Below are 15,590 nucleotides of genomic sequence, written 5' to 3'. Positions count from 1 at the left end.
CCCGATTCGAATTCACCGCCCACCCGGACAGGTTCGAGGCCGATCTCACGGACAAGCCCTTCTCTCAACGAGCGAAGTCGAGAGACTGAGCGAAGTAGGGTGGGGTAGTTGACAACTAGGAGTGAGACACTCCGAAGGAACGTCTGTGGAGATCGCGCTCCCTACGGACACAGTTATGTCCACAAAGAGCGTCTTGAAAGCAGGAAGCCTATCTCTCAAGGAGCGAATAGCCTCAACCGTGAGCGAGTAGGAGAGGGTAGTTCACAGAGTGGATTCGATCGGCGGTTTCTGGTTGTAGGTCTGGGCGAAGTGCTCTTTCTGATCCCAGAGGGACTGGAGCGTTTCGAGTTGGTCGATGCCGTTGACGCAGTACCTATCGTCCTCGCGACTTCGCTTAAGAAAGTCCCGACCGGTCTGGAGTGAGTAGTTCTCGGAATTATCGTACGGCGCGTTCACGATCTGGATGTCGGTAAGGTCCGATTCGTGGAAGAACGACAGCACACGGAAGGCAGTCTCTCGCGTGTCGAAAAGCCAGCGGACGTATTCGTACTGGCCGCGAATCCGCATCAACTTCTCGGCGGTCTCGACGAGATCGTCGTGGCTGGTGATGATTTCCCAGCTGGTCCACTCGTTGGCGGTGCCGACATCCGGTCGAGTGTGTCTGCGATTGCCTGGGTACATCACAATATTCTCCCACGGGTGATCTTTGAAGTCTCCTATTGCAGAGATCGGGTGTCCACCAGCAAAGTGACAGAGCTCCACGCCCGTCCGGTGCGTCAGCGTCTCGTCCAAGTACCCGACGAGCCCGCCGTCAGAGCGGATGATTCCTTTGTACTTCTCGATGAACTCCTCGCGGAAGAAATCACCAATCGCCGCCCGACCTTGGCGCGTCGGAGCCCACTTCACGGGCTTGGACAGGATCCACTCAGGGTCCTCACTCCCGCGAACCCAGCCGAGAGATTCTAACTCATCGAACGCGTCTGCGTAGCGGTAGTCCCAAAAATTGTCGCCACAATCGATGAGTGTCTGAAGCTTCGGCGGCTGTGAGGTCGCGATCGAGAGCAACTGCCCATCCCGATGGAACTCAGCGCCGTTGTACCACTCGCCAATCGCGTACAGCAGATCCAGCGCTGACTGGGAAACCGTCCCGTCGTCAATTTGTCTCTGTCCCCTGTTCGGTGTGGTGAGCATAGAAAAGCCGACTCAGAGTTCTGATAAAAGCGTACCGGCGGGGTGGTGATCTCAGTTATCACCAGTCGAGTAAGACTTTCATCTGTTACCGAATTATTGGCAACTACCAGATGTACGAGGTGCTCGACGACACGGCGGCGCAGATTATCCTCGCCATCGAGAGTGGTGACTCCATCCGCCGTGTCGCCCACCATCTCCACACGCCCTACGAGACAGTGAGACAGGCCGTCAATCGGTTGGAAGACGCAGGCTACGTCACCTATGACGACGGCCTCACTGTCGTCGACGAGCGCGTGCGCGACGCAGCGCTCGACCTCGTCACTGCCAACGCCGGCGTCAGTCCACCCACCATCGAGGAGGCCTACGTCATCCCACAGTTTGGTGACTGGCCGTTCGCATTCACGCGGATCGACGCCGTCTACGTGTGGACCCAAGACGGCTACCAAGTTGGTCGCGACCCCGACGACTATCCGCTGTTCCTCGCTGTTCATGAGCAAGACATCGACACCTGGGAGGCGTTTTTCGAGTCATTCAACCTCCCCACTGCATTCGAGCGACAGTCCGGAGACGAGCTGGACGGACCGCTGCAGATTGTCCTCGAACCACGCCCCTCACTCGACATCGAACACGTCGAGGGGTACCCGGTGATCCCGAGAGACGAGACGATCGAGTACATGCGCGAGAACTACGCCCAGTTCCAGTCGGCGCTGGCGATGCTCGACTGGATGTACGAGGACCTTGACCTCGGCGTCCCGTATCGAGAGATGGAACAGGCCTAGACGTGAGCTTCACCAGCAAAGTGCTCAGAACAGTCGCCGTTCGACTGCTCGGCGAAGTTGCCCCGGCTGGCTCACCCCATAGACGATGAGTGTCCCGTGCTCCGTTCCAGCTGTCACAGGATCCGACCTGCGACTAACTAATCGATCGACGAGGTTGCGCTGAATACCGCTGACAATGAGAATATCGGAGTTGCTGGCCGCGAGCTTAATTGCATCATCAGTGCTCGATTCAAGGATCTGAGTCTCAACCGGGGATTCGCATAGCGCCACCAGCTCTGAGAGATAATCGTCAATGGTGTTTCGCCGGCTGTCAGGTACAGCCGCATTGACAGGGAAGTAGAATGTGATTGTTGCACCGGCCGCGGTAGCGACTGCGTCGGCTAGTGCAACCTTTGTTGGATCGAATGGTCCCTCATCGGTAACCACACCGATGTGGTTGATTGTGTCGTGATCGAAATTCGAGACCTCGATAACGTCACAGGGTGCGTGATCTTCAATCCAATCCGTATCACTGCCAAGGATCGTTTCTGACCCAGTCGATCGCTCGATGATTAGGGTATCGGTGCCAACTTCAGCAGCGTAGTTGACGATGGCATGTCGAGTGTCGTGACTGACGACCTCTCCGTATCGGATTGGTATCTTCGACTCGGTAGCTCGGTCAGTCATTCGAGCTTCGAACGCTTGGTCGGCCTCCGTGAGAGTTGAGGCTGACTGTGGAAGTGGTGTCTGATCGGGTATCTCGTCGAATTGAGCGACTCGGACTCCTCCCTCCCGAGTACGGGCCAAGTCTGTCGCCAGTTCGATGAGAGACTGTTCGACAGCAGGTGCCGTCCGCTCGGTAACCGCTACGAGGACCTCGTTACTGTTGGTGTTAACCACTTCTTCTGTTTGTTTGACCACGTCTCTCCCGACACTCCGGCGAACCGCGTCAGTCATCGCTCCCTCGCGGTCGACTCCTCCGCGGCGATAGACGAACAAATAGTACCACGCCATGGAGCCAACAATGATGACAACAGCCCCGACCAGCGGAACGAATCCAATGTACCGGAGTAGGACGAATCCACCGATGATCCCAACAAGTTGAGGGACGGGATACAATGGTGACTCGAAACTGGGGTCATACGCCTCGATAGATCCCTGCCGAAAGGCGATCAATGCGACATTAATCAGGATGAATACCAGAATCTTAAACGCGCTCGCAAGTTTCGCAATATCGTCGATAGGCACAAACGCGATGAGGACGAGCAGCACCCCACCAGTGATTGAGATCGCATTGACTGGGGTCTCGAACCGATCGCTGACGTTCTCGAAGATGTCAGGAGCCAGTCCGTCACGACTCATCGCGAAGGGATATCGCGATGAAGAGAGAATCCCTGCGTTCGCAGTACTGATCAAGGCGAGTAAGGCAGCCACTACGATAGCGGCGACGCCGATTGCGGGTAGCGCATTACTGGCTGCGACCTGCATCGGTGTCTCCGTGTTGGTGAGTGCCGCCTCGTCTGCGACCCCGACCATCACAGTGACGATCGCGACGTAGATGCCAGCGGTGATAATAAGTGAGCCGAGGATGCCGAGCGGTAGATTTCGGTCTGGATTCTCTACTTCTTCGGCCACAGAGGCAATTTTGGTAACGCCAGCGTACGAGACGAATACAAACCCTGTCGCACCGAGGATCCCCTCGAATCCACTGTCAAAGAACCCCTCAAAGCGGTCAGGTTCGACGCTTGGCGCGCCGACAACGATGAACCAGACCATCACAGCTAGCATGATCGCGACGATAGCGATCTGCATCCGCCCGGTCTGTTTCGCGCCGACAATGTTCAAAACGATCAGCAAGGCTGCGACCGTCAGCGCGACGGGTGTCACCGGCAGATCGAACAACAACACCAGATACGGAGCACCGCCAACCAGTGCCAGTGCCCCCTTGAACGTCAGTGAAAACCATGTCCCGACACCGGCGATTGTCCCGAACAACGGGCCCATCGCTCGCTCGATGTATAGATAGGTCCCTCCAGCCTCGGGCATCGCTGTCGCCATCTCCGATTTGCTTAGTGCCGCCGGCAACACTAACACGCCTGCAAGGAAGTACGCGAACACGACTGCGGGGCCTGCCATCCCCATGGCTAACCCTGGCAGAATGAAGATCCCGCTGCCGACCATCGCCCCAATGCTGATCGCCGTTACTGCTGGGAGGCCCAAGTCGCGTTCTAACTGTTTCCCCATTACGGCGTGAAATACTCAGCACTTTGGCTGTGTCCGAACGATCCCCTAACAGATAGCCTCGGATCGAGAACCCAGAAACCGTTCACGTGTATTCTATAAAAATTGAGTTTTCTATAAAAGTCCGATCATTGAAGACCTATTGAATGCCAAAATTGGCCAAGAGTATCCATGCTGACTACACTCTCTATATTCGGTACGGAGTTCCTATCAACTAACAAGGGTCGTTCACGCGTAGCGCTCAGCCGAAGTCGTAGTCGCTGTTAGGGGCGTTCACGTACTCGTCGTTGCCGTCTCGATCTGGCACGTAGCACGGTCCGCCAGCGATGAACACGGGCGCCTCGATGTCGAGGTCGCTTCGTCGCTTCAACAACTGCGGCATGTCACCTCGTAGTTCGCTCACGCGCGGTTCCCGGCGAGTGCAGAACGTCCCTCGTGGTGGCCGATGCTCCGTGAGCGGCGGGAGCGACTCCTTGAACAGGTCATCAATGGCGACGATCCGGACATCGAGTAGCTGGGCGAGACACCACGCTGGCGTGGTCACCCCCCACGCTACCACAAGAACGGGCATCGCTCGCGCGAGCAACGCCCGGTGAGAGATGGACGCAACGGCCTCGCGACCGACGAGGGTCGTGTGCCAGTCTTTACACTCGGCAACGATGTAATCGTCCGGCTCGTCGCGCAACCGCGCCCGCCGCGCGACGACGTCGGTTTCGAGCCCGAAGATGTGTTCGTTCCGTGCCGTCTGGTAGCCCCATCGTTCGAGGGCGTCTGCGAACTCCTTCTCGAGCCACCGCCCATTCGTGGGGTCGTGATCGACATCGATCTCTTCCTCAGTAACGCCCAGTGCGTCGATCTGTGCTTGCAGTTCGTCTCTGAGCTCACTCATCTGTTGGCCCCTCCGAGTTTGCGGCGGCCGCCCGCACAGCGGTTTGTTCAAGCGCAGTCGCGATAGCGCGGGCTTCCGTGGGTGTGAGTTCCGCGTACGTCGTTCCCCAGGCGCCACCAAAACTGAGCGTGACGAGCGACTCGTCAGCCTCGTCTTGGCCCACTTGGATAGAGCCCTCCGCCAGGGTGACGGGACGGTCGCGAGTGACGCTCGTTTCGAGATCGATCGCGGGGTGTGTCACTGTGTCTCATCTCCTGTTTCGTCTGGAGAGTCAGTGGGGTGACCAGTGCTGTCGTCGGATGGGTGGGTGGGATTTCCATGCTGTCTTGGGGTGGTTGCGGAGGGAGCTGAGCGGTGTGATGTTGTGGAGGCTGTACTTGTGATCGAACTAGTGGGTGTTTCTGGATCTGTAACATGTGATCGGCCCTGTGACGTAATCGCAGATTCAGCGGAACCGAGGTGTCGGAGCGCCTGTTGGTGGCAGTCGCTGTCGGGTGTAGAGCGCCCGTGTCTGCGTGGACAGAGACGCTCTCTCGATTCAGGAGCACCGATAAGGGTTCACAACGCTTTCCGGGTCGGTCGTGTCTCGATGCGACAACAGCGGCGTAGATCGTGACGATGCTCCGACGGCTGTCGGCCACCACGATCCTGACTCGTTTTTTCGTCTGAAACAGCCGGTCACTGAAAGCTCTATATTGACCGTAACCAGGACAATTACATCAAATGCGGATGATTTCAACGAGCGAAGTCGGTAGACTGAGCGAAGTAGGGTGGAGTAGTTGACTAGCCCACCACCAGCATCTGTCCCAGGGTCTGTCTAGACGATCGGCTCGACGACGATGTGCTCCTGTGTCAGTCGGGGACTCTTCGCGTTGCCGTTCTTTTCATACCGAACGATACCTAGCTCTGCAAGCTTCGCCAGATCTTGACTGACCTGCGATTTGTCTCGATCCAGTTCCCGGGCGAGCCCTCGGACAGACTCGATCTCCTTCTCGCGGAGCGTCTCGATAATCTCACGACGCTTCGGTGTGAGAGCGATCTCTGCGCTTTCCCAGCTGATCACTTGGACACCTTCCATCCCACCTCGGGCGAGCGAGCGGGCCATCTCACCGCGAAGGTGAGTGCGATCTTCCCGCCCTTCCATATCAATGGCAGTAGTTTCTGATTCAGTATCGGACATGTGTTAGTCTCCTTATTGTTGTCTTAGAACCACAACGAGTTAAATGTTTCTGAAAGGCTGAATTGCGACGAATAGAGGCAGTTTTGATACCACAACGATCAAAATCAACAAATTTAATATTATCCGACACGTATACATTAAATGTAGGGACGTTCTGCGTCTCTGAGACTGATTCACTACATACATGACTCGACAATCAGACTTTGAGTATGTCTACGAGGCGGATCGTGTTGGAGGAGTTGTGTTCCAGATCGGCGCGCGCGCCGATCCAAGCACAAACAATCCGGAGTCTTTTGCGGCCATCCTGTTTTTTCAATTGGCAGATGGGTCTCGAATCGAGGTGGCAAAGGTGGATAACTCTGAACACGATGAGGGAGAAATCCACCTAGATCGGTTCTACCGGGAGACAGGTGCAGAGATCAAGGATTTCGAGGTACCCATCTCAAATCTCTGGGAGGCTGAGGATCACCTCAATGAACACGCTCGAACGTACGGCCAAACCTACCTCAAAAACCACGGGAAGGGACCACGGGACGAAGGATAATCCGGTGAGGAATATTAATCGTTGAGAATCTGTGGGGGGAAGGGGACTTTCCACGGACCAACTTGGGGTCGTGTCAAGATGAGGCGGCAGATCTGTTGAAATATCCAGTAATTGATGTGGTTTGACCTAGCTACGGTCAGTACAGGATATTCTCGGAGCAAGTAGCAGTGTCTGGTGAGATGACAGCTGTCGACCAATGCTCTGTCCCACCGGTCTTATGATGTACCCGATGGAACCGGTGGATATGCGCTGGTTCGTTCGAGGCCTTGTATCCGCCTTACTCGGATTATCTGTCGGGTTTTCTGTCGCGTTCATCGCTACTCCCGACCCGACTGGCCTTTTGCCGATCGTTGTTGGACTAATCCTAACTGTCGCGTTGACGGCGATATTCTACGCTGGCATCGATAGGGTAGCACCTTCTGAATCGGAGTAGCTGCCGTTGTGTTCGCACTCTTCAGCGACAGCTGTTTCGGACGAGAATGTACCTGAAGAATTGGGTTTCAACAGGGTAGAGACGCGGGCATACAGCCCGATATTCGTCATAATTCTGGATCGCTCGATGTGATTTATAGATAACGGGGAGTTTTGGGAATACTTCAAAAAGGACTACCTTCTCGACACAATTTGAGACCAGCTAGCGCACACTAAGGATAATAAAACGGCAGTATATATTCAGGAGTCGGTAGGTCGGTCAGTGGAAGACTCAGAGGGTGAATGCAGCAGAAAGCGTATTCTCTATCCCACTAAAACGACTGACCCAGCCGTGAGGACACGGTTACATACTAATTTCACTCGCAAGAGATTGATTATCCCCGCATCAAATTCATCATTCACATGCACGGGGATCAGACGGTTCGGAGCATCTCCTCTCTTTCCGAGCGTTCAGTGAGCGGATTTCGACCTCATTAGCGATCGCGGAGAGCCCTAACGCCACTCCGAGTAATAGCGTCGGCACTACAACGCTGCCGCCACCCGATGTTTGGAGCCAGCTCGATGAAACCAACGCGGTCGCGAAACAGGATTTAATGAACTGAGCCTGACGCATACCGCCTCCGGTGACACTTCCGACGACGAGATCGATCCGTTCGGACTCTTCGACTGTTGGCAGGGTTCCGATGCCCAGTAGTGTAACCGTGCCGATCGCGGGGGCTACACCGGTATCGTGGCTTAGCGAGTCCTCGAGGAGGATCGAAGTGATACTACACCCGACGCCGACTAGGTGGAGGTACGCGGTGGCACGAAGCGATCCCTTCTGCTTCATGATCCTCGTCTCACGGACTTATCTCGGGTTTCACAGAACGGAGCATCCGATCGGCACTTGCGACCAACCGGTCTTCACCTGCGTCCCCGACCACTGTCACGCCGAAGCTAGGGCCTTCAGAGAATTGTCCGACCGAACCGATACGGCTGATAGGTCGAGCAGATTCACGTAGTCCGTGTAATACCCCAGATTCGAGTTACGTTCAATCGGTCGTTCCCTAACCTCCGAGACGGTATAGATGGTTCCCACTATCGGAGTGATCAGTAGATCGATATCCTCGGTTGCGAAGAGGATCTCCCGATGTCGTTTCAGCGCCTCGAGTTCGTACTGGGCATCGAACGTCTCGACTGCCGAATACTCTACACCGCGCTCTAGGATCTATCGAACGACCGGATGGATCTCCTCGGCCCGGTCTGTGACGAACTCTTCGATGGCTGCGAGCCGTTCAGCAACCCACCGTCCGCGTAAAGAAGTTCCGCTGTCTCGGTGAACACGTCGAAGTCGACGCCGATGACATCGAGGACGCGCGGCACGCGCTGAACGCACTCCGGCGTCTCCTGGAGGACGAACTCGCGCCGGTCGCCGGCGTCGAACCATGGGCTCGTCACCTCCATCGATTCCCCTCGGCGCTGCCCGCAAGTACTATCACATAGACGACTGCGACGCCTCCGCATCGGCGGCGCCAGGAGACGACTAACCGAGCGCTCCCGATGAACCGCGTCATGCTTCCATGCTTGGACACGCGGAGAGGGTGGATCGCGAAAATGTGGGTGCACCCGGCGTCTGAGGGGGTCTCGGGGCGACACCGACCGTCGCAAGGCGGCTGATCACCACTAACGACATGCGCCGTCGGCGCGTCTGCTCTCAGGCTACTCGACGGCACTGACGATCCCGGTGACATCCGGAGTGGCGCCCGAGCTGAGGGCAAGCCGTTCCGCAGTTGAGTTAGTCGCGCACGTACTGTACCACCGCGTAGATGAACACCCCTATGGCGACGAGGATAATTTCCGGGCCGAACGCACTGATGAACGCGTCGATGAGCAGGTTCATGCTCCAGTTACAGAGGCGCGCGAAAATAGCATAAAAACCCACGCGCCGGTGAGACCCCAAGGGCGCAGACGAAGACCGCCCACGCGCCGAGGAGGAGCCCGAGAGTCGCAGCCGTCGGCCGCAACGTGAGTACTCGACCTTGTCCGACGCCTTCGCCGCAGTGTGCTCAAAGAAGACCTCGCACCCGCCGCGGGCGTCAAACCGTTGGGAGATCCAGTCCCCTAGATACCGATGGGCGTCATGTGGGTGCTGACCAAGCACTCGAAGGCCGGGGGCGTCGATCCTCGCGAGTACATTGAGACCAGAGAGGACGCCGATAGGTAGCTGGCTTCATACCATCGGCGCTAGTGGATGATCGGCGCGGGCGATGGGCGATCGTCGGAAGAGCTCTTCTGACCACAGAGACAATAACGCCCGACCCAGAGGGATTATAACTCGCAATCTACATCCAATTCGGCGGAGAATGCTGCGTCCTCAATCCGCTGATTCAATTTCTGGATCGGGATATCAGTAACCATGTCGTACAGCATGTACGTCTGGATTGTTATGCCTAAGAAGTACTGCGCGTCAGCCGCAAACTCAACCGAACCATACCCCTCCGACTCAAATTCAAACGCGTCGTCGTCCATGATATCATTCAGCTCTCTATCACTGTGTACGATCTCTCCCCGAGCATGATACATGCTCTTGAAGAACTTCCGGACTCTGTCAGTTGTCTCACACACGATATTCTTGAGAAGAATACTCGGCCGCAACTGTAACCGGAAACTGTACGAACCGCTCTTCTCTCCACTCATAATCAGGTTCTCAAAGCCAATAGCGCACGACAACACGCGGTCCTCAACGCTGAACTTCTCGTGCGACTCATTCAACCGTGTAAGTGGGGAGGTGAAAGCCCCATCAGACTCAGTTTTCACCGCCGATTCAACCGCATGGAAGAACTCAGGGAACCGGTCGCATTCACCGGGCGTAAACTCACAGAACTCTCTCCCACCGTACTTCCGCCGCTTAATCACATTCATCCCAGTCGTTCCTTCGGTGTAATCCCACGTTGACTCGATAAACAAGTGCCCAGTATTCACCGTGCCGTCCGGCTGAAATACACGAATCGCTGTTAACAACCGGTCAAGCTGACTTTCAGCATGATCATGCCGAGTGCGAAGTGCATCCGCATTCGATTGTTCGAATCGGTATTCAATCACACAATTTTGATACACGTCGTCACGGCGAATCGGCCACTGATTCGCCTTATTTTGCATTTTGTCATAAATCGACTCGCGCTCCGAAGCGTTCATCTTCCGGATCGTAAATCGGGGGTCAATGTCGATCTCGGTAACCGGTATGTCGAACCCAAACAAGTACGTCCACGCTCGCATGGGGATTTTGTCGGCCGTGTGGAACCGGACAAAGTCCTGATACACGTCGTCGAACGTGTCCTGATCGAACTCTCCGATAGCCGGTGAGCGGTCGATTATTGCCTGAAAGAACTCCGAGAGCGTGTAATCATATGCTGCAGCCTCTGGTGTCTTTCCGATATCATAGAACGAACACGAGTTCAAAGCATCTTCTACCTCTTCGTACCCATCCACAAAGTCAAACCGGGCAAACGAGTGCCGCAGTGCCTCTTTATTTGGAACAATCGTGTCGTAGTACGAACTATCAGCGTAATCCTCGTCGCGGAATTTGCGTTTCCGCTGTAGCGGCACCTGATCGATCACCCCCGGATGTAGCAATGTTTGAAAATACTCACGGAGCGCGTCGTACACGTCCCGATCACGCACGTCACCAGGACAGTCAACCGAGTCGTCAGTCATGCCCAAACCCGTTCACGTTTCACGAAGATTCCTCAAGTTGATAGACATGATCACTACATTACCATTGAGCACTTGTTCCAGTTCGTGAGCGGCCAACTTAAAAATAGAAGACGAAAGCAGCGTTTGTGGGTTAACGCTGGGCACTGGGCGGGACACCCGGAATCTGGCTGGCCGTCTCTCCCCAGTCATCACGCAAGGCTTCGATCGCCGCCGTCCGCGAGGCGTCGCTATGGTCACTCTCCTCGGGATCCTCATCGAGGTGGCGACTGGCGAAGATCTGCGCCGCGTGGAGGTCATCCAGATACATACACCGTGCTTTGACAGAGCTATATCTAAGCACGTGAGCAGCCCAAATTCGCTTGTGACCGTTCAGGATGGTGAAATAACCGTCATCGACGGCTTGAAGAAGTGCCGGTTTGGGGAGACCGTCTTCCCGATCCAATTCGGCTATCAGGCGAATTTCTTCGTCGACATCGAATGTTCGAGAGTGGTAGGGTGATGGGAGAACCTTCGAGAGCGGAACATCGTGGGGTCCGAGCTCCCCTACTTTCCGTAGCCGCTTACCTGGGAATGAATAGAATTTGACGCCTTCCTTGCTGAGGTTTGATAAACTCAGTGGCTTCACACCGCTGTAATATGGAAACTCTTCATCCAAGGTATCACCAAAGAGGATACAGACGACATCGTCGTCTTTGGGGTATTCCGGATTGTCCTCTGACAGGCGACCTCGGCCAGGAACGTTCCACTCGTCGGCATTCTTGTTCGGGAGAGCAACGACGACACCCTCGTCCCACGGATTATCTTGATCGACCACGAGGTCGCCCGGAAAGAATGGGCTGTCAGCCCATCGTTCCTCTCTCGACATAGGAGGAGGTTTCTCCCGCAGCTTATTGTAGTTCTGTGCCGGCCGGTAATCGGCTGGCGCGAGCATCGCCAGCAGCGCCTATCGAGTACACTGGCTGTTCGGCGCCGGTTGAGGGATGATCTCCTTACTGTGAGTTTACCACGAGCGCCGCGCTACTGTATCACGTACATCGGGCAGCACGCCGACGTGCTGCTCGGGAAGTTCGAGATATGGGACGATCTGAATCAGGATTCGACTGGCGGGGCGAGTCCATGAGCGACGCCGAGCTCGAGGCGTTCGAAGATGCTGCCGGCGACCTCGGCGAGCGCGTGAGTGAGTTCCTCGCCGAAGAGTCGGAGTCTCTACGGAGGAGATCGAGGCCGACATCGAAGACCTCCCGATGCCGAACCCACTCGACGACCGCGCCGTCGACGAGTAGCGCCTTGGTCTTAACCAACACTAGCGCCCTCGATGGCAGTTCTGTTGGTTAAGGACCTTACTTCCTCTATGGTTTCCCGACACGTTCCACCGTCAGACAAATTGCTGGCGGTTTAGATGAGCGATCGAACACGGCAGACAGCGACGCCGTCGTGTCCGTCGACGGGGGCCAATGTATACCCACCCGCGGGGGATTGCGGCCCCTATCTCGACATGTAGTCTGCCCGTCCAGACACGTGACCGTTCTCTACGAGGAGCTCAGTTGAGTCGCTATCTCATATCGAGCCGATGCGTGTCACGCTCCGTCGTTTTCACTACTGACGTTCGAGCAGTTCAAGCGCCTCGCTGAGTTGCGAAATGTACTCGTCGGGCGGGAACCGCCACCAGACCTGTCCACTCATGTGGGCCAGCGGGAGTACGTAGGTATTGACCGGTTCGGAGATCCGGTGGAGTGTCCCATGGATGGACATAATGCTCTCCGGGTCGGCGTCGGTATCCATGACGGGTTCAGGCGCGGTCGAGCGTTGGAGTGCCGGCCACGCGTTTCCGCCGAAGGTGATCACAAGCTCCGGATTCAACGCTCGGAGTTCCCGTTCGAGGAGGTGTTGATACGAGGCGCGCTCGGCGGCAACTCCGAAACCGTCGACGCGGTACTTCACGACGTCGCCGAGGTAGAAGTCTCGATAGAACTGTCCGGAGTCGACGTACTGGTGCCAGCCATTTGGGAGCGAAATAAGATCATGACGGGCGAGCGTCTCGAAAAAACGCTCCGAGAAGTCAGCATTTCGACCGGTCAGCCAGCTCTTGGCAAACTCGCGGTAGACGCCGATCTGATCGCGAGCCGAACATTCGCCGGCGAGTGGATTCTGCGGACGCAGTTCCGACAGGTGACGTTCATGGAGGTTCCCTGGATCCTGAACGAGGAGGACGATGTCCGGATCGTCAGTCTCCCAGTCGTAGTAGTACGTGTATGAGAGCCGCCGGCTGACCTCCTCTCGAATAGGGAACCCAGCGTCCGAAAGGACCGTCTCGACGCTTCCGATCGCCGTCTCCTGTAGCTCTTGAAGCGTTGGCTCTGTCGGCTTGTCGATCTCCGAGAGGAGCTTGCGAGCGGTCGTTACGTCCATCGTCTCTGTGTGGTATCTAGCGGGCTAATTGATAGTTCGGGTTGTCCAATTAGAATAAATCTGGCTCCGTTGAAATCCTTAAGAACTGATGAGTTCAGCGTGCGAGATACAGAAGAAAGATTCAGTACCTCCCTTACGTTCTGAGGCGATGTATTCACCTCAACAAGTGTTAATTACCATTCATACCAACAAGCAGGTATGGATTACGTAAGTGGAGATGATGTTACAGATAATACGCACCTTGCAGAGGCGATAGATATGACACGTGAAGGGAGCGCTCAACCCGGATCGACCGGCTACGATGAGCCGGATAGTGCGGGTCAAGGAGTGACGCTCCGCGATTCGTGTTTTTACGTTGCGATTGAGGAACTGGAAAAGATTCAGTCCGCACCAGAAGAGAGTCAACAAGAGATCGACCGTGTGTTGCGAATGCTCCGAGAAGCACAGCATGCCGATAATGAACGCCGCGCCCAGGTTATGGCAGAGGCGCACAAAATCCTACAGGATGTGTGGGTACCTCCGGCGTAGAGGTATACGGCACTGATATGCGACTGATTCGCGCTCTGTATTCAGCACGTCTCCAAGAACATATCACCTACTGAGGATTTCAACAGAGCCGCCTACAACAAACAGAGCGAGAAGTACGTCTTCCCCCACGGCGCGTACCAGGAGTTCGCCGAAATGGTCAACATGCTTCTCCAAAACGTCAGTTGCGAGGATCTCATCACCGAGTCAGCGTCGAGCGAGTCCGACGACGTCGACGACTACACTGGTACGACGCTCTCGGCGATCAAGGTCCTCGGTGAGGCGCGCGATGTTGACAGCTGGGGGGACGCGCTGACGGCGGCCGTCGTCGCGCTCCTTCGTAATGTAGAGGATCCCGAGCGTATCACCGACATCGACGGCCGGACGCGGAGTTACTTCGTGGAAGAGGAGCGACAGTCCGAGGTTGTCGCGCCCCACAAGATACCGGACACCGATCTATACCTCGAAGCCAACTTTTCCGCAAATACGGTTGTTCGGGTCATTGAACGGGTTCCGGACACATACGAGTACGACAGGGCCGAACTGGGGATATTTACTGAAGAGAGCTGACTGGGTTGTCGGCTACGTGAGTGTCCCCAGACTGATCCTTTCTTGAAATTAAGCCTACACATTCATTATGATAGGCTAATATCAATTCGCATGGGATCAAGTGAAGCGACACTTGAATTTTGTAACCGGCTCTGGGACAATTGGACACCAAGAGACGGAGATAATCAGTGTGAAGACTGTCCAGCACACTGGTCAAATCGATCTGACTTTCCGGGAGATCGCGACACGCGACAAAGCTCTCACGGTCACCGCCCTTGGTACGGCGATGGAGATCTTGACGACGTTGAGATTGTGATTCTTGGTCATGAACCCGGTAGAGGTAGTATCGGGGACGAAGGGGACAACGAAACGAACCATACAAAAAACTCATTCGAGGATGTTCGGAATCCCAAGATAAGCGAAGTCCCAGATAACGCGGGAAGCCTATCTCTGACCAAGCCTCTGTTCGAGCGAATTGATTCCGAGTTATCGGCTTACTGGACTCAAGCTAAGAAATGTAATGAACTGGCACAGAATAACAGTTCAGCAGAGAGACAGTGTGCGGGAATAGGAGATAACCACGAGGGGTATCTTGCTGATGAACTCTCTGCGGTAAATCCGGGTTACGTAGTTGGACTTGGAGCAGATGTCTATCGTATCTTCTCCGATGTATTTGATATCGACTCACTAGGAGGCGAATTTAATAGACCGATCGCGACAGGTAACTCAGAATCCGGCCTTAGAGTGCTCGATGTTGACGGCTACAGTTTCAAATACATCCCAACTGCACACCCGTCTCGGGGCGTCCGGTCAGAAACGAAGGAAGAAATCGATCTGAGTGGCCTGAGTGGAAAGAACGATTCCGAGCGCTATTACAAATTATTCGCGGATGACCTAGTTTCTCAAATACAGAGTGGTGAAATCTGATCCGGACTAACAGCCGGTCGGGCCGCACCATCGCGACCGAGGTCAACGATCCGGACACGTCAGTCGTTGTAGAGTCCGGATGGGAGTAGTGAGGTGACAGTCGCGTTCTTTACTGACTTCGAAGAAATTGACGTGCTTCCCATGGGACTAGCGGACTACTGTGCGGATAACGGCATAAAGTGCTACACGTACGAACACCCGGAAATTGAGTTCTCCGTAGAAGAGAACTGAGCCCGCCGACGCCGGCGACGG

16 protein-coding genes are annotated in these 15,590 nt (G+C 55.5%); 7 read left to right on the top strand and 9 right to left on the bottom strand.

Annotation, left to right across the window (positions count from 1 at the left end; translation table 11 throughout):
- Nucleotides 1–261: 261 nt before the first annotated feature.
- Nucleotides 262–1,191, bottom strand: coding sequence for a hypothetical protein (locus B4V04_RS00665; protein ID WP_123623320.1), 930 nt, complete (start codon nt 1,189–1,191; stop codon nt 262–264).
- A 110-nt stretch (nt 1,192–1,301) separates the two neighbouring features.
- Here B4V04_RS00665 and B4V04_RS00660 point away from each other — a divergent pair, with 110 nt between their 5' ends.
- Nucleotides 1,302–1,970 (top strand): helix-turn-helix domain-containing protein, encoded by a 669-nt coding sequence (locus B4V04_RS00660; RefSeq protein ID WP_498228468.1) that lies wholly within the window; start codon nt 1,302–1,304, stop codon nt 1,968–1,970.
- A gap of 24 nt (nt 1,971–1,994) precedes the next feature.
- Here the strand turns inward: B4V04_RS00660 and B4V04_RS00655 are convergent, their stop codons facing one another.
- From B4V04_RS00655 to B4V04_RS00645, 3 genes are all read right to left on the bottom strand, one after another.
- Nucleotides 1,995–4,193, bottom strand: a complete 2,199-nt coding sequence (locus B4V04_RS00655; RefSeq protein ID WP_498228466.1) for an amino acid permease — start codon at nt 4,191–4,193, stop codon at nt 1,995–1,997.
- 238 nt (nt 4,194–4,431) lie between these two features.
- The gene (locus tag B4V04_RS00650) at nt 4,432–5,079 is read right to left on the bottom strand and encodes a restriction endonuclease (protein ID WP_498228464.1); all 648 of its coding nucleotides are present in this window, start codon (nt 5,077–5,079) and stop codon (nt 4,432–4,434) included.
- A gap of 817 nt (nt 5,080–5,896) precedes the next feature.
- A complete protein-coding gene (locus B4V04_RS00645) occupies nt 5,897–6,259 on the bottom strand; it encodes an HVO_A0114 family putative DNA-binding protein (RefSeq protein ID WP_498228462.1) in 363 nt (120 codons plus the stop codon).
- A 241-nt stretch (nt 6,260–6,500) separates the two neighbouring features.
- Between B4V04_RS00645 and B4V04_RS00640 the strand changes: the two genes are divergently transcribed.
- The gene (locus B4V04_RS00640; RefSeq protein WP_498228461.1) at nt 6,501–6,803 is read left to right on the top strand and encodes a DUF7718 family protein; all 303 of its coding nucleotides are present in this window, start codon (nt 6,501–6,503) and stop codon (nt 6,801–6,803) included.
- An 826-nt stretch (nt 6,804–7,629) separates the two neighbouring features.
- On the opposite strand, the gene B4V04_RS00635 is transcribed toward B4V04_RS00640, so the two are convergent.
- The 4 genes from B4V04_RS00635 to B4V04_RS00620 all read right to left on the bottom strand — a co-directional run bounded on the left by B4V04_RS00635 (nt 7,630) and on the right by B4V04_RS00620 (nt 11,793).
- Entirely contained in the window at nt 7,630–8,064 is a 435-nt protein-coding gene (locus B4V04_RS00635) for a hypothetical protein (protein WP_498228459.1), read from the bottom strand.
- A gap of 371 nt (nt 8,065–8,435) precedes the next feature.
- Complete coding sequence (locus B4V04_RS00630) at nt 8,436–8,678, bottom strand: hypothetical protein (protein ID WP_498228457.1); 243 nt, start codon at nt 8,676–8,678, stop codon at nt 8,436–8,438.
- A gap of 864 nt (nt 8,679–9,542) precedes the next feature.
- Nucleotides 9,543–10,880, bottom strand: coding sequence for a hypothetical protein (locus tag B4V04_RS00625; RefSeq protein WP_498228456.1), 1,338 nt, complete (start codon nt 10,878–10,880; stop codon nt 9,543–9,545).
- A 178-nt stretch (nt 10,881–11,058) separates the two neighbouring features.
- On the bottom strand, nt 11,059–11,793 hold the full coding sequence (locus tag B4V04_RS00620) for a ParB N-terminal domain-containing protein (protein ID WP_498228455.1): 735 nt from the start codon (nt 11,791–11,793) through the stop codon (nt 11,059–11,061).
- A 251-nt stretch (nt 11,794–12,044) separates the two neighbouring features.
- Here B4V04_RS00620 and B4V04_RS00615 point away from each other — a divergent pair, with 251 nt between their 5' ends.
- The gene (locus B4V04_RS00615; protein ID WP_498228454.1) at nt 12,045–12,263 is read left to right on the top strand and encodes a hypothetical protein; all 219 of its coding nucleotides are present in this window, start codon (nt 12,045–12,047) and stop codon (nt 12,261–12,263) included.
- Between the two features lie 261 nt (nt 12,264–12,524).
- On the opposite strand, the gene B4V04_RS00610 is transcribed toward B4V04_RS00615, so the two are convergent.
- Entirely contained in the window at nt 12,525–13,337 is an 813-nt protein-coding gene (locus B4V04_RS00610; protein ID WP_498228452.1) for a uracil-DNA glycosylase family protein, read from the bottom strand.
- 198 nt (nt 13,338–13,535) lie between these two features.
- On the opposite strand from B4V04_RS00610, the gene B4V04_RS00605 reads away from it, so the two are divergent.
- The 4 genes from B4V04_RS00605 (at nt 13,536) to B4V04_RS00590 (ending at nt 15,569) form a co-directional block, all read left to right on the top strand.
- The gene (locus tag B4V04_RS00605) at nt 13,536–13,865 is read left to right on the top strand and encodes a hypothetical protein (RefSeq protein WP_143421033.1); all 330 of its coding nucleotides are present in this window, start codon (nt 13,536–13,538) and stop codon (nt 13,863–13,865) included.
- Between the two features lie 153 nt (nt 13,866–14,018).
- The gene (locus tag B4V04_RS00600; protein WP_498228450.1) at nt 14,019–14,432 is read left to right on the top strand and encodes a hypothetical protein; all 414 of its coding nucleotides are present in this window, start codon (nt 14,019–14,021) and stop codon (nt 14,430–14,432) included.
- A 90-nt stretch (nt 14,433–14,522) separates the two neighbouring features.
- A complete protein-coding gene (locus B4V04_RS00595; protein ID WP_498228448.1) occupies nt 14,523–15,338 on the top strand; it encodes a uracil-DNA glycosylase family protein in 816 nt (271 codons plus the stop codon).
- Nucleotides 15,339–15,431: 93 nt separating this feature from the next.
- Nucleotides 15,432–15,569: a hypothetical protein gene (locus B4V04_RS00590; protein ID WP_245810848.1), complete on the top strand. Its 138-nt coding sequence runs from the start codon at nt 15,432–15,434 to the stop codon at nt 15,567–15,569.
- The last annotated feature ends 21 nt before the right edge of the window (nt 15,570–15,590 follow it).

The sequence above is a fragment of the Halorubrum sp. B52 genome (assembly GCF_059752555.1).
The sequence above is the reverse complement of the archived record's forward strand: the minus strand, read 5'-3'. Positions and strand labels throughout refer to the sequence as shown.